This window comes from Micromonospora sp. BL4, assembly GCF_003667505.1.
Classification (GTDB): Bacteria; Actinomycetota; Actinomycetes; order Mycobacteriales; family Micromonosporaceae; genus Micromonospora.
Genome location: NZ_RCVJ01000114.1, coordinates 1 through 17,296 on the forward strand (window position 1 = coordinate 1; position 17,296 = coordinate 17,296).

Here is a 17,296-nt window from a genome sequence, read left to right on the forward strand (position 1 = left end):
CACGTACACGTAGGTGGGGGCGGCGGCGAGGGTGCTCAGCCCACGGTCCGCGCTGATGCGGGGGGCGATCTCGATGATCTGCCGGTCGGCCGTCCGGTCGATCTGGTCGGTCACGTCAACCCGCAGGTCCGGTCGGATGTCGGCGAGGCCCAGGATGGCCAGCGGAGCGGCCACCTCGACGCCGGGGATGCGTTCGATCCGCCGCCACTGGTCCATGGTGACGCCGCCGTAGGCCGCTGTGGGCCGGTGCTGGGGCAGCAGGCCCGCGTCGGGCACTGACGGGTGGACCAGGATGTCGTACGACGGCCGGAACTGACCGTCGATGGAACCGCGGGCGACCAGCCGGGAGGTGGAGGCGACGCCGGTGAGCACGGTGAACCCGGTGGTCGCAACCAACACGGCGGCGAACACCGCCAGGCTCCGGCCGGGCGTGTGCCGCAGTTGTGACCAGACCATCCGCAACATGGGTGGGGGCTTCTCCGCTCTGGCTGTGCCGTCAGCTTCGGAACGGACATGCTGAGCATCCGGTCCGCTGCCGCTTCGAGCATTCGTACCGTTTCCACTCCCTCCGATCGACCTGTCGTGAGTGCCGTACGAATTCGTGACGCTGTCGGTTCCTGATGGCCTCACCCCCGTTTGCGCGCCAGTACGTCGGCGCTAGACAATCCGTCCGTCGTGAATCCCGACGGTCCGGTCACAGCGGTCCGCCAGCGACGCCTCGTGGGTCGCCATGAGCAGGGTCATGCCGTGCTCGTCACGGAGCCGCCAGAGCAGGTCGATGATTCCGGCGCCCGTGGCGGAGTCCAGGTTGCCGGTCGGTTCGTCGGCCAGCAGCAGCCGGGGCCGACCGACCAGGGCCCGCGCGATGGCGACGCGCTGCTGCTGGCCGCCGGAGAGCTGCCCGGGCATGGCGCGTTCCCGGCCGGCCAGCCCCACCTCGGCCAGCAGGTTCCGGGCCCTTTCCACCTCGTCGAACCCGGGCCGGGTCGGCACCAGGGGGGCGAGAACGTTGTCCAGCGCGGAGAGCGCGGGCAGCAGGTGGAAGCGCTGGAAGACGAAACCGATGCCGTTGCGGTACTTGGCGAGCCGCCTGCCCGACAGGCGGGTCACCTCCACGTCGTCGACCTCGATGCGGCCCTCGTCGGCGCGTTCGATCGCGCCGATCAGGTGCAGCAGGGTGGACTTGCCCGAACCACTCCGGCCGGTCACCGCGACGGTGGCGCCCGCCGGCACGTCGAGGGTGATCCGGTCCACGCCGACGATCGTTTCGTCACCCGAGCGGAACCGCTTAACCAGATCGGTCACCCGAACGGGCGTGCCCCGGGTGTCGGTGCGCTGGCCGCCGGCGTTCATCGGGCACCGGGCGTCGTCAACGCTGCGAAATCGCGCCGAAATGGAGAATGCACGAGAAGCTCGCTCATTGCCCAGCCCCCGTACTGCTCGGCATGACACGAGAAGCTACATGAGTGAGCGTCAATCAATCAACCATCAGCGGCGTGGAGTTTGAACCGTATCCCGGACCGTGTCGATGCTGTTCGTCCACCCCGGGCTCGCGCACCTGCGCCGTCTCGCCAGGTCCCACAGCTGCTCCCGCCGAGTGGGATTTGCACCCGTAGTGCATTTGCCTCCGGTTCCGTGGCTGCCTGGGCCACCGGCCTTCGACAAGGTGATCTACAAGAAGCGCAACGTCGTGGAACGCTGCTTCACTGCCCGTCGTCGGGCGCGTTCCATTCAGCGGGAGAGGCCGTCGAGGGCCTGCATGATGACGTCGGTGACTGCTTGGGCTTGGGTGACCATGACGACGTGGGAGGCGTCGATCTCGGTGATCGTGGCGCCGGCGCGTTGGGCCATCTGGAGCAGGACATCGCTGCCAGCGGCCTTGTCCCCGGTGGCGACGATGGCCCAGGAGGGCAGCTTCTTCCAGGCGGGGTCCGACGTGGGTGTGGAGAATGCCAGCGAGGAGGCAGAGCGCTGGGTTGCCGCCATGACCGCGGCGTCCTTTTCGGCGACATCGGCGGCGAACGCGTCGTGAAACTTCGCCGGGTCGATGTAGAACTCAGTCTCGGTGCCCGACGTGGTCGGGTACTGCACCGGCAGCAGCACCGCGGTCAAGACGCTGTCCTTTGAGTTGCCTTCGACATCCATCAGGCTCTCGCCCTCGTCGGGCGCGAAGGCGGCGACGTAGACAAGACCGACGACGTTGTCAGCGCGCGAGGCGGCATTGGTGATGACGGCCCCGCCGTAGGAGTGGCCCACGGCGAGTACCGGCCCCTCGATCTGCTGTAGTTGGCTCGCGACGTATGCGGCGTCCTCCGTGATCCCACGCAGCGGATTGGACACCGCCTTCACCGCGATTCCTGTGGCTAAAAGGCGGGCCACGACCCCGCTCCAACTGGAGCTGTCGGCGAAGGCGCCGTGCACGAGAACGACCGTCGGTGTGCCGGTACGGGAAGCGGCGGTGGTCATCTTCTCTCCCTCATCGACGGGTGTCATCCTCAGCCCAGCCGCTGTGGAAGGAGCTGGCTTCGCTCCGGGCTCCACTGAGTGACGCGGGGGCCCTTCTTTGCTGACCGTAACCGTCGGGGATGCCTCGCGTGTCTTAACTGCTTATCTAGCTGGTCCGTCATTCGTAGTGCTGGCCCGGCGGTTGAACGATCTTGTCCGGGTGGCCCAATCGGGCGTGGTAGGACGAGTCAGCTCAGCTGTCGAGCGGCAACGCGGGCAGCTGAAGCAGTAGCAGCTACCGCCCGAGGACGCGTCCCGCCTCGCTGCGGACGGCCGAAGACGTGACGGGCGCCCAAACGGCAAACAGTTCGCGGAAATAAGCCTGGTGCATATCGAGCAGCGACGGCATCTGAGCGATGACGTCCAACTCGTTGACGATGCTCAGATCGACCAACGGGGTCAGCTGGTCGGAGCGGACCCTCCTTGTCTGCCCGGTGAAGCGGTCGTGGACCTCCCCGCTGGTTGCGAGCTGCCGCCACGAACGCTTCCGGTCGCACGCCATACAGTCTCGGGTGCCGGGTGCCGGGTGCCGGGTGCCGGGTGCCGGGTGGCTGGTCGCACCCGCAGCAGGCGCACAGACGAGCAAGCAGACTATGGGGTGCCGCCGGATTCACTCGTCACGCCAGCGCTGAGAGCCTGACCCGCGTCACCACCACCGCCCCTACCACGAAGACTGCCACGGCGACGCCGACGGCTCTCGCGAGCGCTCTGGCGGATCGCCTTCCGCGCGGTAACCAGTTCCATTTTCCTGCTGTCCGCCAGGGACGACGCCCTGCGCCGACGCCGTAGTGCCACGACGACGACCAACACAAGGACGACCAGCAGAGGCAGAGCGAGCCACGCGAGGCGAATCCCGGCCATACCTGGAGGGTAGAGGCATCAGTCGATGAAGGGACTCGGACGAACTGCCGGCATGCCGACCCGTGCCCGATCTATCGGTCAACGCGGGTCAGCAGGGGTAGCGGCACGGCCTCGGACCGCGCCGCTCCGTCCTTCGCGACCAGTCTCACGCCAGCTCACCTCGTCGAGCTGATCGGCGACTGTGGTCGGCCAGGCACCGTCCAAACTGACCGTGCGAGGATGATTGAGCATGAGCCTCGACGCCTGGAGCTTGCTTGACGGCAGAGCTGAGCGTGCAAGGCGGTCGTGGTCAGCGGTCACGCCGACACGTCCTCTGGGCGAACGAGTCCGCGCCCGGGCGATCGCGGCGAGGCCGTTCGGCATCTTCTCGAGATCTGCCCGGCTTGTAGACGTGAGCCATCGCGGTGGGGGTCCTCCTCGGGCTCACCCCACCGCGGTCCCTCGTGGCGACCTCAGCAACCGGGCATGCGCGTCACGCTGACGTAGACCTTGCTGACCACGGCGTTCTGGCCGGGCGTGCCGGTGACCCACAGCGACTGGTTGTCGCAGAACAGTGTCTTCCGGCTTCCGACCTGGAACCAGCCGGACCAGTTGTTCGACTCGAAGAGGTCGCCGCTCTTGTTGACGGTGAAGGTGCCGGCGCACACGGACAACCAGGACATGGCGCTGTTCGGCCAGTTGGCGTAGAGCCCGACGATCTGGCCGTTCTGGCAGTTGGCTGGGGCTGCCTGCGCCGCGGTCGCGGTGACCAGCGACGTCGACAGGCCCAGCACCGCGGCCGCGACGCCAGCCGCCACCCGTCGCCGTGCGGTGATTCGAGGGGCTCGGGGACTCGTGCGCATGTGACGCTCCTGTTCGTGTGGGGTGACCGGCGGCGCCGATCAGGGACAAGAGCGTGCCTGACAGATGTTGGATTTGTGTTGGATCGTTCTGCTCCAGCCCGGCGAGGATGTCCTGCATTTCCGGCAGGCGGCGGTCGCCGAGCGGTTCGAGCAGGCCAATCGCGTCCCTCATGGCGTCGGCGGCGCCCGGTCGCCGTGGGGTGAGGACGTCGGAGACGGCGTGCAGCGAGGACGCCGCACGCATCCGATCGCCGCTGCGCCTGGCGAGGGCGACGTCCTGCCGGGTCATCGATGCCCACCTGCGATGCCCCGTCCTGCAGCGTCGTCTCGCCGAACTCCCAGAACACGCCGACGCATCCGTAGTGGATGTTCGAGGTTGGCAGGTCCACGGCTGGGTGGGACTGACTGGCCCGGAAATGCAGTTCGATGGGGTTGGCTGGCAGGGCAGGATGTCGGGGTGATCTGGGGCAGACGCGACGGTCAGGTCCTCCCGCCCTCGATGGTCGGGCAGGACCGGCTGCTTGGGGCGGTGCGAGTTGCTGTCGGAAACGCCGGAGCAGGCCAATGGGACGCGGTTGACCGTTTGGTCGACGCGCTGCTCAAGGTCGATGCCGTAGGCGATGAGGTGCTGGCGCGGTCGGCATTGGGGCTGGTGGCCGGCGTACCGCGGTTGGTGGTTCGACTCGACGAGCACGCGCGGTCGGCACCGTGGTACGACCAGTACCGGGAGCCCGCGTGGCGGCGGGTCGCGGGACGGTTCTCGGGTGCGTCGTCGGGGCCGGTGGCGACGGCGCTCGCGAGCATGCACGGTGACGGGCGGATCCGGGAGCGTGCGGTCGCGGCGATGGTTGCCCGCCCGTACGCGGAGGTGATGCCGTTCCTGGTGGTGCGTACCGCTGATTGGGTCGGGCCGGTGCGGGATCGGGCGCGGGCCGGGCTCGCGGTGTCGCTCGCCGACGGCGCTGCTCTCTACCTGCCCGCCGTTCTGCCGATGGCGCTGCGCCTTGAGGCGCGTCTGCGCGCTGGCTTCGCGGTCATCCAGGTGCGGGCAGCGGTGTTGGCTGCGACGGAGCAGTCGTGGCGCGGCCTGTTCGGCTCGGGTGATCGTCGGGAGCGGCGGTTCGTCTTCGACGTCGTGCTGGCGCAGGGTCGGCTGCGTGTGCCGGAACTCGTGACCCTCGCCGAGTCGGATCCGGATGTGCGAGTGCGGGCGCGGGCGGCGGAGGCGGCGTGCCGTGACGCGGTCTGGACTCGCCGCCACGATGTCCTACGCCGGCTGGCGCGGTCGACTCGGGCCGAGGTACGGGTGGTGGCGTTGACCGGGCTGGTGCGGGTGGGCCAGGACGCCGACGTCGTCCGGTACCTGGATGACGGCGCGCCGTTGGTGCGGGCCGTGGCCCGAGACGCGGCCCGCCGCCTCGGTACGGACGCGCGGGAGCACTACCGGAGAGGCGTCGACACCGACGAGCCGGCTGTCGGGGCGATCGCCGGACTCGCCGAGACCGGCTCCGTGGCGGACGGCCCGTTGCTGCTTCGGCTGCTCGGCCACGAGCGGCCGAGGGTACGTGCCCAGGCGGTACGGGGTCTGCGGCTGCTGGACGCAGTCGTGGCGGGGGAGCTGGTGGCGTTGGTACGAGACCCGTCGCCGGCGGTGGTGCGGGAGGTGACCCTGGCGCTGCGCCCGGTCGCCGGCGCTCTGCCACCGGCCCTGCCGTGGGACCTGCTCCGGGATGGCCGTGCGGAGTTGCGTCGGGCCGGCTACAAGCTCCTGCGTGGCCGTGGCGTCGGCATCGAGCTGCGGGCGGCCCTGATCCTGGCCGCCGACGTGGACCCACGCCTGGCCGAGCGGGGCAAGGCCGATGCCACCCGGATCACCCGCGATGCTGCGTTCACCGCCTGGCGATCTGCTCCTCGGCCGGAGTTGCAGGTCACCGCGACGGAACACGCCGAACTGGTCACGCTGGCGGCGCGAGCGGCGGCTGCGCTCGGAGAGGAGACCGGTCGGCAGCTCGCTGATTGGCTGACGAGTGGCCGCCCCGGCGAGTGACGACGCCACTGGCCGGGAGGGCGCGGCGATCCGCGCGCCGTCGTCGCCCGTGAGACCTTTCAGATGTGTTGAGGTCGGCCCACCGTCAAAGGATGAGTCAGAGCGGCCGGGTGCGGCTCAGCCCGATGAGGTCGAACCCGCCGGATCTCGGCGGCGGGTGGCGAGCTGGGCGAGCGCGCGGAGTCCTGCGATCACCTCGGCGCTCGCCGGGGCGTGGTCGGGGTCGCTGACCCACTGGAACATCAACCCGGAGATCAGAGCGGTCTGTACCGCCCCGACGGTGCGAACGTCATGCTCGGACACCTCATCGACCGCTCGGCCGGTCAGCCCGGCCGTAAGGCTGCGCAGGCCCTCCCGCTGACCGGCGGCAAGCTGCTCGCGTAGCTGGGGGTTGTGCTCCGACTGCAGGAACGCCTCGATGGTGGCGATCCACAATGGTCGGTGAGTCACGAAGGACGTGATCACGCCCTCCCACTCGCGTTCATACCGTTCCGCGGGGTCGGTCACCGTCGCCACCCGCTCAGCGATGAGTTGGCCCACCTGGGTGCCCCACTCCTCCAGGGCCTGGAACATCGCCGTGTTCAGCAACGCCTCGCGCGACCCGTAGTGGTATCCGATCGCTGCGGTGCTCACGCCAGCCGCCGCCGCGATGTCGCGGGCGGTGGTCCTTGCGTAACCCTTCTCCAGCAGACACTGCTTGGCCCCGTCGAGCAGGTCTTCCCTGTTGCCCATGCGAGCAGTCTACCAGCTTGTTGCACGGGTGGCTCAGACAAGCGTGTTGCACAAACGTATTGCACAAGCGTGCAAGTGGTTGTTACGGTCGGTCCACTTCGGAACCACAGGGAGCACGGGTCACTGGAGGTAGAGCGATGACGAAGATGCGAAACGCCGCAGCGAGCAACGATCAGCGGGAAACGGACCGACAGCCCCGGCCCGGCGAGCGCGAGCGCTCCGGTCCGGGGCGTGACGTGCGGCGAATCCTGGACGTCGACGCGCTGCGCGGCTTCGCGCTGCTCGGCATCCTCGTGGTGAACGTGTGGTACTTCGCCTCGGGGTTCGCGTTCCACCGGGTACTCGATCCGGCCTACGACAGCGGCCTGGACCACGGCGTGCACACCGCGGTGGCGTTGCTCTTCGAGATGAAGTTCTACCTGCTGTTCTCGTTCCTGTTCGGCTACAGCTTCACCCTGCAACTCGACTCGGCCAACCGGCACGGCGCCGCGTTCCGCCCCCGCTTCCTGCGCCGGCTCGCCGGGCTCTTCGTCCTCGGCGGCATCCACGCACTGCTGCTCTTCCAGGGCGACATCCTCAGCACGTACGCGGTGCTCGGGCTGGTGCTGCTCGCCGTACAGCGGATCCGGCCGCGCACCGCGCTCATCCTGGCCGGCGTCCTGATCGGGCTGGTGGTGCTGTTCTTCGCCTCTCTGGCGCTGGCCAGCGTCTCCTCGGTCGACCAGGCGGCGGCCCTGACCGCCGGACAGCAGACCACCGAGGCGCTGGCGGGCGGTCCCTCGTCGGTGATCGCCGAGCACCTGCGCACCCTGCCGACGATGGTGGCCGGGACGATCGTCCTCCAAGCACCGGTCGCCTTCGCCATGTTCCTGCTCGGGCTGGCCGCCGGACGCCGCCGGATCCTCGCCGACGTATCGTCATACCGCCGCGGCCTGCGGCTGCTCCAGTTGATCGGCTACCCGATCGGCCTGGCTGGTGCGATGACAGTTGTCGGGCTGGGCGGTATCGCCACCGTCGAAGGGCTCGCCCTCACCACCGCCACCGGCCCCGCCCTGGCCGCCGCATACGCGGCCAGCATGCTCCAGCTCTTTCACACCGGAGCCGGCCGGCGGGTGGCCGCGGCGCTCGCCCCGGGCGGGCGGATGGCGCTGACCAACTACCTTGGCCAGTCCCTGGTCTGTGTGCTGCTCTTCACCGGTGTCGGATTCGGCCTGGTCGGTCGGATCGCCCCGCTGGGCGTACTGGCCATCGCGGCCGGCATTTTCGCCGCCCAACTGGCGGTGAGCGCGTACTGGCTGCGCGGCCACCGGTACGGGCCGGTCGAATGGCTGCTGCGGGCGGTCACCAACGCCGAGCGGCCGGCCTGGCGGCGCTGACCCTGGAGCAGAGCAGCGGTGGCGCCGGTCGACGGACCGGCGCCACCGTCCTGCCCCGACCGTCGTCTATTCGGCGCATGCTCCATGCCGTCGATTCGTTCAGTCCGTCGGTCTGCCGCAAGACCTCGGCTTGCCGAGGATCTGGCACCCGTGACAGGGTGTGCGACATGACGATCAGAATCGAGTTCCGCCCGACCTGGTGAGCGACGTCGACGAGCGCGAGGCGCTCGGTCTGCCGACGATCCTCAATCACGCCACCGCCGCGCACGCCGCCCATCCCGACGGCCCGCTCCCCAGTGGCGGCCGGCCGTACCCGGACCCCGACCACGTCGCAAGCGCCTCATCGATCGGCGCGTCGTACCGCGACCGTAAGCGGCTTCTCATCGACCTGGTGACGTCGGTTCACCAGGCTGTACCTTCACCCGCCGCTGCTGGGAAACGCTTGACTGAGGCGTTGGCGTCAATGCGCGTCGATCACCGCGTGGTTGTCCCACTTCTGGAGGCGGTCGCTGACGTCGATCCGCGATGGCGGCGACAGGTGGGCCGGGAACTCGCCTACGGTGGTCGACAGCGTGGCACGGTGAGTGTCGGACTGGCGCTGCTGACTGGCGTCGCCGAGCCTCACGATGCCGGCCCGGTTCGCCTCCTCGGGCTGCTGAGCAGTCCTTTTGGTGAGCTGGCCATCCGGGTTCTGCGCGATGTTCCCGGCGCCGCGGGTGATCTGGTCTGGCTGGCCGAGCGCTCGGACCGGTGGCGGCACGCGCAGGCGGTCGCAGCTCTGTGCGCCCTCGCGGAGCCGGCGACGTTCGACTGGCTGCTCGAGCACGGCATCAGACTCGACGGCCGGTCGGTGACAGCCGCTCGCCCGATCGCCGAGACCGTCAATATCGCCGACCGGGTGGCGGCTGACGACGTCAACGAGGATGTTGTCGAGCAGGTTGGGCGGGTGCTCCTGGCGATGACCCAGCGGGCCGCAGGGAACGCCGAGCTCCGCGCGTACCGCGACGCGCGCACCGCGATCACTCGCTTCGCGTACGCAGCCCCGGTCATGACCGCGACGCTCGACCGGTACGCGTTGATCGTTGGACTGCTGTCGGACCTCGCCATCGGCCAGGCGGCGACCCTCAGGTGGCAGCGCCAGGATCTGGACCGGGTGAGATCGGGGCTCGATCGGCTCCTTGCTCAGCCGGCCTGGGCTGACGTCCTGGAAACTGCTCAACGATCTGCCGATCCCAAGGCCTGTCACCGAGCGCACTGGGCTGTCTGGGCTCGAACGACGTACCGGCCGCCACAACCGATAGGACTCACCATGGGCGGTGCTACCAGCCGAATGTCGATCCGGGTCGCAGTAGCTGACCCGGAGTATGCCGGTGCCGTGGAGACGAGAATATTCATCGACGATCGGCCCATCGTCGTGGAGACGTTCACCCTCGGACCGGCCGAGCCGCCCGAGTACCTTCTCGGTCCCGCCCATCGGCTCCACGCCGACGTCGAGCCACACGAGGTGCGGTTGGCCGAAGCGGGGTGCACCGAGGGCTGCTGCGGCGCTCTCTACGTCACCATCCAGCGACGCGGCGACGAAGTCGTGTGGCGCGACTGGCGGAACCCGGACGACTCTGACCTCACCGTGCCGGTGTTCACGTTCGACGCGGCTCAGTACGACGCCGAGATCGCCCGCGCCGAATCCGACCGCACCTGGGAGTGGCACGAGCGGACCGTGGCCCGCCTCGTGCGTGGGCGACTGAGCGACGAACCCGAACTGCTGGGCAGATGGGACTGCCACCCCGGCTGGATGGAAGCCCGTCCGAATGACCGCGGACGCATCCACGTGTCGTACCTCTTCCCGCGGCGTCAGACCGGCGGCGCCGAACCGTGGCTCCAGTTCGTGGCCGTTCTCGACGTTCCCGCGGGCGAGCCGGCGACCGTCGCCGACGACATCGTCAAAGAACTCTGTGACCGCGACCCGCGCAGGCAGGACCGGCTGGCCGGCGGTAGCCGGGAAGCCGCGGAACAGCTCGGCTTCCAGTGGCCACCGCACCGAGCGTAGGACTGACGACGGCTCGGGCCGGCCCGGCGGCTACGGCGCGTCGCCGCGCACGGACCGGTCGGCGGCGCGACGCAGGCGGTCGTGCCGGGAGGGCTCCTCCCGGGCGGGCATCCGCTGCCGGACGGGGTCCACCGGCCGGGCCGGCACGCGCGGGGCCTGCCCGCTCTCCGTCAGCAGGTCCTCCGTCTCCTGGACCAGGTAGTGCGGGCGGCGTTTGGTCTCGTAGTAGATCCGGCCGATGTATTCCCCGACGACGCCGAGGATCATCATCTGGATCCCGCCGAGACCGATCACGCTGACGATGATGGTGGTGTAGCCGGGCACGTCGATGCCCTTCTCGACGGCGTCGGCGACCACCCAGATCATGTATCCCAGCGCGATCAGGGTGAGGAACAGGCCGCCGTAGATGGCCAGTCGCAGCGGCCGGTTGTTGAACGACAGGAGACCGTCGAAGGCGTAGTTGAAGAGCTTGCCGAACGTCCACCGGCTTCGACCGGCCCGACGTGTCTCGTTGCGGTGCGCGACCACGACCGTCCGGAACCCGATCCAGGAGAACAGTCCCTTGGAGAACCGGTTGTACTCGGGCATGGCGAGCACGGCGTCCACCGCGAGCCGGGACAGCAGCCGGAAGTCACCCGCGCCGTCCAGCAGCCGTACGTCGATCCACCAGTTGACCACCCGGTAGAAGGATCGCGAGGCGAGCATCCGCAGGAACCGGTCGCCATGCCGGTCTCGGCGGGCGATCACCTGGTCGAAACCCTGGCGGTACAACGCCACCATGTCGGGCAGCAGCCGCGGCGGGTGCTGCAGGTCGGCGTCCATAATGACCACGGCGTCCCCGGTGGCGCGCTCCAGGCCGGCCAGCATCGCCGCCTCCTTGCCGAAGTTCCGGCTCAGCGACGTGTACCGCACCGACGGGTCGCCGGCGGCCAGCCGGCGAAGCGCCACGAGGGTGCCGTCCGCGCTCCCGTCGTCGACGTAGACCACCTCGACATCGACGTCGGACAGCTCGGCCAGCGCGGCGGTCACCGCCCGGTGCAGCCCTTCCACCGACGCTTCCTCGTTGAAGCAGGGGACCACTACCGACAGCCGCACGTCGTCACCCCGCCCGGCCCGTATCGGGAGAGCCGTCACCCGAGGTCGTAGACCAGCGCACCGTCGAGCTCCTCCCGCGTGATGCCCAGTCCGTCGACCGGCCGGGCCGCGATGCCCTCCCACGGCGTCCCCACGGCCCGGTCGGGCAGGACCACGACCGACCGGACGCCGATTCCGCGCAGGTAGGCGACGCTGCCGGGATCGGGGAAGGTGGCCGCCGTCGTCCGGGTCTGCGCCAGGGTGGCGGGCTCGAAGCCGGCGAGCCCGTTCGCCACCCGGGGAAACCCGTCGGTCGTCCACAGCATGTAGTGCAGGTCGTTCGTGCCGCCGATCGGCAGCAGCAGGACGGGCTCCTGCGCCACCCGCATCGCGGCCGGTGGCCGCGGCACCACCAGGTGCGGCGTCCGGTTGACCCCCTCCAGCCCGACCAGGACCAGCGGTATCAGGAGAAGCGCCGGCGTCAGCAACCGCGTGCGCCTCCGGGTGGGGGAGCGTTGCCCCGACTCGGCGATCGCCGTCACCAGCCCGGCCGCCAGCACCGCCAGCAGCAGGCTGGTCCAGTGCATCATCCGGCCCGGCGTCCGCAGCGCGTCCCAGCCGGGCAGGTGCCGCGACAGCGTGAGGTAGCCGGGGTCACCATCGCCGCCCAGCGTGACGCCGAGGCCCAGCAGCACCGTCCCGAGGACGCCCAGCGCCAACGCGACCCGGTGCCGGACCGGATACACCGAGACGAACAGCCCCGCCATGGCCATCCCGATCAGGGCCATCCCGGGCAGCAACGCCATCTCCGGGGGCCAGGACAGCTGTGCCCGGGCCGCCGCGTGCCGCTCACCCCACAACCAGGAGTCCGCCGGCGCGGTGATGAAGCCGATCGGCGGCGGCGAGAACATCTCCGTCCAGTCCAGCGACCGCACGGCCTGCGGATTGAGGTCGACGACCCGCAGGTAGAGCAGCCCCAGGAGCAGCGTCACCGCGCCGAAGACGAGCCCCCCGGCCAGATCGGCCAGCAGTAACCGGCGGCCGAACGGGACTCTCGTCCGCTGCCGCCACCACGACCAGCCGTAGCAGCCGGCGGCCACCAGCACCGCGGCGAGCAGGAAGTAGACCAGTGGCAGCCCGATGCCGAAGCCCAGGCTGACCTGCCAGGCGGCGACGACCCAACCGGCCAACGCCCACCCAGGTCGGCGTCGCTCCGGCCGGTACCCGTGCCGCAACGACCAGCCGTGCCCGCGCGCCAGCATCGCCAGGGACAACGCGATCCCACCGCTGGACAGGATGTTCAGGTGACCCGCGTGCGCCAACCGCCACGGCGCGAACGCCCACGCGAGCCCGGCGACCGCGCCGCCCCACCGGCCCGCCCCGAGCTGGCGAACCAACGCGTACGCCCCGACGAACGCCAACGCGTGTGCCAGCACGTACATGATGTTGTAGTGGACCAGTGCGGCCTCGAAGCCCGAGCCGAGCGCGCCCATCGGGGCGTATCCGAGGAGGGTGTCGCTGTAGGCGAACGTGTACCTCTCCGGGTAGAAGGTGTTCGAGTGCCAGAGGTCGAGGGGCTGGCTCACCAGCGCGTGGCCCGACCAGGCGATCTGCCACGCCTGCAACGTCGGGTCGCCGAGGTCGCCGGGCACCGTGCTGGCCGGGTGCCGCATCGTGGGCCAGGTCAGCGCCACCGCGAGCAGCACGCCACCGACCATGACGCCGGTCCATTCGTGGCGTAGCCAGCGCCACCGGGCCCAGCGGTCACGGGTCGGGGTGGGGGCCGGGCTGTGGTCGTCGCTCGCGGCGACCGGCGGGCCGTCGGCGGCTCGGGTAGACACGATATGCATGATCCTCGATGCTGATCGTGTTGTCGACGGTCGACCCGAAGTGTGGACTCGCCGAGTGATCGGTCGGAACTGGTGATCCAGGCGAGCATGATGCCGCCGGTGATCATTGCCAGCGCGGTGGAGCGGCCGGAATGCTGACCGGGTCCCTGTGCAGGACGATTCCGAGCGAGATCGCGCCGCTCGTGCCGATGCCGGTGAACACGGCGTAGGCGGTACCGGCCGGCAGGTCCTGCATCGCCCGCGCTGGCCGAACCCGTTCCCGCCCCAGACCCGGGTATCCCGCCGTCTCCAAGCGGCCCGATTCGCACTGCGACGCCGAGCCCCATTGGCCCGCGAGCACACCTCCGCCCCGACCGGCCGGTACCGCCTATGGCCGGTACCGCCGCGATCGGGGCGGTTGTGCATCTACTGGCCACCGCCATCGAGGAGGGCCGGGGCCTGCCCTCGATGAGCGGCGTGCTGGCCGGCGCCGCCTACCGCTTGCTGGTCTGGCGGCGGGGCCCCGGCCTGCGGCTAGCGCAGATGCCGGGCGAAGAACCCGGCCGCGTCCTCCCCTGCGAACTGCGGGACACCGGTGTGTCCGCCCATGTTGGCGTGCAGCGATTTCTCCTTGGAGCCGAAGGCGTCGAACAGGTCCAGCGCCGCCTGCCGGTCGTTTCCTTCGTCATCCCACTGCAGCAGGACATGCAGCGGAATGGTGACCTGTCGGGCCTCCTCGAACATGATGCGAGGCACGAAACTCCCGGCGAAGAAGCCGGCGGCCACAATGCGCGGCTCGACCACCGCGAGCCGGATGCCGACGGAGATCACTCCCCCCGAGTACCCGACCGGGCCGCCGATCTCGGGCAGCGACAGGAGGGCGTCCAGGGCGGCCTGCGCTTCCGGGACCGCCTTGTCGACGAGCGGGAGGATGAGGGCGTCGATGATCTCGGCGGTGACCGGCTCGCCGGCCTCCATCGCCCGGCGGAGGTCGGCGCGGGCCTGCTCGGCGGCGGCCCAACGGGGCCGGTCACCGCTCCCGGGGAGCTCGATGGTGGCCGCAGCGAAGCCCTCCGCCACGGCGTGCCGGGCCCGCGCCACCAGGCGGGGGTACATCTTGTGCAGTCCGAGCGGGGGGTGGCCGAACAGGATCAGCGGGACCGGTGTGGATGCGGACGCGGGCGTCCACAGGATGCCGGGGATCTCGCCGAGGGTGAATTCCCGTTCGAGGACGCTGTCATCGAGGCGCCGTTCAGAAGTGAATCGCATGGTCGTGCCCTTCGGGAGTGCTCGTGAACGGCGCTCCCGGACGACCTATCGCCCGACCGTGACCCCAGAGGGGAGCACCCATGTCGAAACGTTCACGGGTACCACCTCCTCGGTCTCTCGCACGGCCTCCGGAAAACTAGCAGCGGCCGCCGTGATCCGCCAAACGATTTCTGCGCAGGCTCCGTGGCCGGATGCCACGGACAGGCCGCAGTCGACCGGCGCGGTCGAGACCAAGCAGGTCCAGGCGTTGACGGCTGCTGACCAGCATTAGCTGCACCTGCCGGGCGGCTATTGGTTTTGCGTGCGTGTCGGGGCGGCGCGGTTGGCGTTGCGGATGATGCGCGGCCTGGTCGTGCTCGGCGCGAGGTGTGGCGGGGCGGTGGTTGACGATGTGTCCGACAAGAAGCTGCCCGCGCGTGCGGGGACGACGCCAGGCGAACGCCCGCGGCCGGGCTTACGTAGGGAAGACCCCGCTTGCAGGGAGGGCGGGGCCAGCATCCGCGGCAGCAACAGCTACATCGGAAGACCTCCGCACGCGCGGGGGCCTTTCGGACCTGTATCGGCCGACCCGGGCGTCGTCCCCGCACACACGGAGGGTCTTCCGGGCTATGCGTATGCGCAGAGGGGCCTGAAGGCGTCGTCCCCGCACGCGGGGATCTTTCCACGACGGCGCTGCGGCGGTCGGACCACGACCGGTTGTCCCGCAAGCCGGGCGTCTTCCCGAGCTGTCAAGGCGGCGACCACCACAAGCGTTTCTGCGTGGACTTGCTCAAGGGACCAGTTCGGGCGACGTGAACCCTCACGCTGCTCCGGCGCTCACCGCGATTTCGCCGTTCATGCCGGCTGGGTAGAAGCCACCCGAAGCCGCCGAGGTCGGGCTCAAGTACACGATGTTCAAGATGGACTGGGCCGATCGGCCGTAGCACATCCCGTTTTCATCCGTGGGGATGAAATTCGGGTCCGCCGCCGTGCCGACACCCTGATCGTCATCGGCCGGACCATCAAGACTGTTACGCGCGTCGGAGATCTTTTTTACCGAGTCAAATACTGTGTCTTCGGCCAGTCCGGCGCTGTAGAGCGCGGATCGGACAACGCCCGCGTGATATGCCTCGGTGGCCAGCAGACCGGCTGCCGCATCAAGGTACGTTTTGTTCGACAACAGTGACGCGGATCCTTTGAAGGCCGAAACTCCGACGTCTTCGAAGAGGAACGCCGCAAAGAGGAAGTTGAGATCGTTCGCGTACGGATCGAAGCTTTCGCCTTGCTTGATCAGCCCAGCGGCAGTCGCCGCCGCAGTGAAGCTCGTGTCCAGCGAAATCGCGGGACGGGCAACAGCCGCATTGCCGAGCGCGGATCGCAAGAAAGCCACATGCTGCATCTCGTCGGACGCAATTTCCTTCGCGAATCTCTGCACGAAGTTGCTGCTGAAGTTGACTGATCCTCCGCCGGACACCTCGCCGCGCACCCCGGCGCCGGTAGTCATGTCGTCAGGCAGCCCGGATCCCGTCGTCGCACGAAGATAGAACTCAGCTTCGAGATATTCGAGGTTGAGGGCGAAGTTGAGGATAGCCGCGTCGCTCGGCGAGCCACCACCCGCCGGGTCGGCTTTGCACACCCCTGGATCTACCAAGGCCGCCAGCCTCCGCCGATCCGTTTCGGATTCTGCACTGCGTGACACTGCCTCTGTGATGAACCAGTTGTCCATGCCGCCTCCGTTTTGATGCATCCAGGTCCCCTGGCTGTCCGCGCCGGCCGACCTGAGTGGAAGGGATGACACTCACGTTAGGTTGCGCAGACGAACCTCAGGAATTGTTTGCCGAAAGGCGGTACGGGATGAATCAAACTTCGACTACGCTGCGCGCGGTGGACCGTGCACCGGTGCGCGGCGCGCGCAGTCGCCAAGGTACGCCGGCTCCTCGGGGGTCCGGCTGACCGTGGGTGCCGGTGACCGCGGAGGTGCGTTGGTCATACGGCGCTTTCAAGGTCGAGCAGGGCGTGTTTGGCGAGGGGTCGCCGCGGTAGCTCCCGGCAGCACGGTGCGGCGGAATCCGCGCGACAGTTGCCAGTTCGGGGGGCAGGCCGAGTTCGAGGTCGGCAGCAGGCAGAACGGACGGCTGCACGTCTCTTGCGACGACAGGGCCGGGTATCAACTCACACGGGAGGCGCGGTCGTGGGCATGGCACCTTCGGCGAGCTTGAGTCGCGTCCAGACGTTCATGTTGATCACAACGCCCACGATCTCCAGGATCTCGTCCTGCGTGAAGTGCGTGGTCATCCTGTCGTGTGCCTCCTGGAACCGGTTGTTGACGGTGGCGTCGGCGGCTCGGGTCAACGCCTCGGCGTAGGCCAGCGCGGCTCGCTCCTCCTCGGTGAACAGGTGCGTCTCCCACCACGCGGTGAGGGTCTCGATCTTGGATGGCGGGATGTCGGCGGTACGGGCAGCGGCGTGGTGCACCAGAAGGCAGTAGCTGCAATTGTTGATCTGTGCGACGCGTAACCGCAGAAGCTGGGCCAGTGCCGGTTCCACCTGGAGTGTGGCGGTATGGCCGAAAGCTGCGGCCCCGGCGTTTGCCAGAGCCATGAGTTGCTCGTTTGACGTGGCGTTCAGTCGGACGTTCTGGATCTTGGTATCCAAGTGATGACCTCCTGGAGGTCACAACGACAACACCGGTGTGGGGATGTCCACGTAGCTGGACAGCCGCATCCGCGAGTCCC

14 protein-coding genes and 1 pseudogene are annotated in these 17,296 nt (G+C 69.1%); 3 read left to right on the top strand and 12 right to left on the bottom strand.

The features are described 5' to 3' along the window. The 5 genes and pseudogenes from EAD89_RS11655 to EAD89_RS11680 all read right to left on the bottom strand — a co-directional run. Nucleotides 1-465, bottom strand: a pseudogene (locus EAD89_RS11655) (ABC transporter permease); the annotation flags it as partial. Between the two features lie 192 nt (nucleotides 466-657). After that, nucleotides 658-1,353: an ABC transporter ATP-binding protein gene (locus tag EAD89_RS11660; RefSeq protein ID WP_121675700.1), complete on the bottom strand. Its 696-nt coding sequence runs from the start codon at nucleotides 1,351-1,353 to the stop codon at nucleotides 658-660. A 378-nt stretch (nucleotides 1,354-1,731) separates the two neighbouring features. Further along, nucleotides 1,732-2,466, bottom strand: coding sequence for an alpha/beta hydrolase (locus tag EAD89_RS11665; protein ID WP_121675701.1), 735 nt, complete (start codon nucleotides 2,464-2,466; stop codon nucleotides 1,732-1,734). A 274-nt stretch (nucleotides 2,467-2,740) separates the two neighbouring features. Continuing rightward, nucleotides 2,741-2,899 carry a hypothetical protein gene (locus tag EAD89_RS30450; protein ID WP_158610732.1) on the bottom strand — a complete coding sequence of 53 codons (159 nt, stop codon included), beginning with the start codon at nucleotides 2,897-2,899 and terminating at the stop codon, nucleotides 2,741-2,743. Between the two features lie 919 nt (nucleotides 2,900-3,818). After that, nucleotides 3,819-4,208, bottom strand: a complete 390-nt coding sequence (locus EAD89_RS11680) for a hypothetical protein (protein ID WP_147458793.1) — start codon at nucleotides 4,206-4,208, stop codon at nucleotides 3,819-3,821. Between the two features lie 583 nt (nucleotides 4,209-4,791). On the opposite strand from EAD89_RS11680, the gene EAD89_RS11685 reads away from it, so the two are divergent. Beyond that, entirely contained in the window at nucleotides 4,792-6,255 is a 1,464-nt protein-coding gene (locus EAD89_RS11685; RefSeq protein WP_233578518.1) for a hypothetical protein, read from the top strand. A 117-nt stretch (nucleotides 6,256-6,372) separates the two neighbouring features. Here EAD89_RS11685 and EAD89_RS11690 read toward each other — a convergent pair whose 3' ends face one another. Further along, nucleotides 6,373-6,987: a TetR/AcrR family transcriptional regulator gene (locus tag EAD89_RS11690; RefSeq protein WP_121675705.1), complete on the bottom strand. Its 615-nt coding sequence runs from the start codon at nucleotides 6,985-6,987 to the stop codon at nucleotides 6,373-6,375. A gap of 137 nt (nucleotides 6,988-7,124) precedes the next feature. On the opposite strand from EAD89_RS11690, the gene EAD89_RS11695 reads away from it, so the two are divergent. Then, entirely contained in the window at nucleotides 7,125-8,363 is a 1,239-nt protein-coding gene (locus EAD89_RS11695; RefSeq protein ID WP_233578528.1) for a DUF418 domain-containing protein, read from the top strand. A 199-nt stretch (nucleotides 8,364-8,562) separates the two neighbouring features. Beyond that, nucleotides 8,563-10,410: a hypothetical protein gene (locus tag EAD89_RS11700; protein ID WP_121675706.1), complete on the top strand. Its 1,848-nt coding sequence runs from the start codon at nucleotides 8,563-8,565 to the stop codon at nucleotides 10,408-10,410. A 30-nt stretch (nucleotides 10,411-10,440) separates the two neighbouring features. Here the strand turns inward: EAD89_RS11700 and EAD89_RS11705 are convergent, their stop codons facing one another. The 6 genes from EAD89_RS11705 to EAD89_RS11730 form a co-directional block, all read right to left on the bottom strand. Next, nucleotides 10,441-11,505, bottom strand: coding sequence for a glycosyltransferase family 2 protein (locus EAD89_RS11705; RefSeq protein ID WP_121655133.1), 1,065 nt, complete (start codon nucleotides 11,503-11,505; stop codon nucleotides 10,441-10,443). A 35-nt stretch (nucleotides 11,506-11,540) separates the two neighbouring features. Next, nucleotides 11,541-13,334, bottom strand: coding sequence for a hypothetical protein (locus tag EAD89_RS11710; protein WP_368666357.1), 1,794 nt, complete (start codon nucleotides 13,332-13,334; stop codon nucleotides 11,541-11,543). Nucleotides 13,335-13,437: 103 nt separating this feature from the next. Beyond that, nucleotides 13,438-13,569 carry an SMR family transporter gene (locus EAD89_RS11715; RefSeq protein ID WP_199733482.1) on the bottom strand — a complete coding sequence of 44 codons (132 nt, stop codon included), beginning with the start codon at nucleotides 13,567-13,569 and terminating at the stop codon, nucleotides 13,438-13,440. Between the two features lie 278 nt (nucleotides 13,570-13,847). Further along, nucleotides 13,848-14,582, bottom strand: a complete 735-nt coding sequence (locus EAD89_RS11720; protein WP_121675708.1) for an alpha/beta hydrolase — start codon at nucleotides 14,580-14,582, stop codon at nucleotides 13,848-13,850. A gap of 799 nt (nucleotides 14,583-15,381) precedes the next feature. After that, nucleotides 15,382-16,287: a ferritin-like domain-containing protein gene (locus EAD89_RS11725; RefSeq protein WP_121675709.1), complete on the bottom strand. Its 906-nt coding sequence runs from the start codon at nucleotides 16,285-16,287 to the stop codon at nucleotides 15,382-15,384. Between the two features lie 446 nt (nucleotides 16,288-16,733). Further along, the gene (locus EAD89_RS11730; RefSeq protein WP_199733483.1) at nucleotides 16,734-17,216 is read right to left on the bottom strand and encodes a carboxymuconolactone decarboxylase family protein; all 483 of its coding nucleotides are present in this window, start codon (nucleotides 17,214-17,216) and stop codon (nucleotides 16,734-16,736) included. Nucleotides 17,217-17,296: the final 80 nt, after the last annotated feature.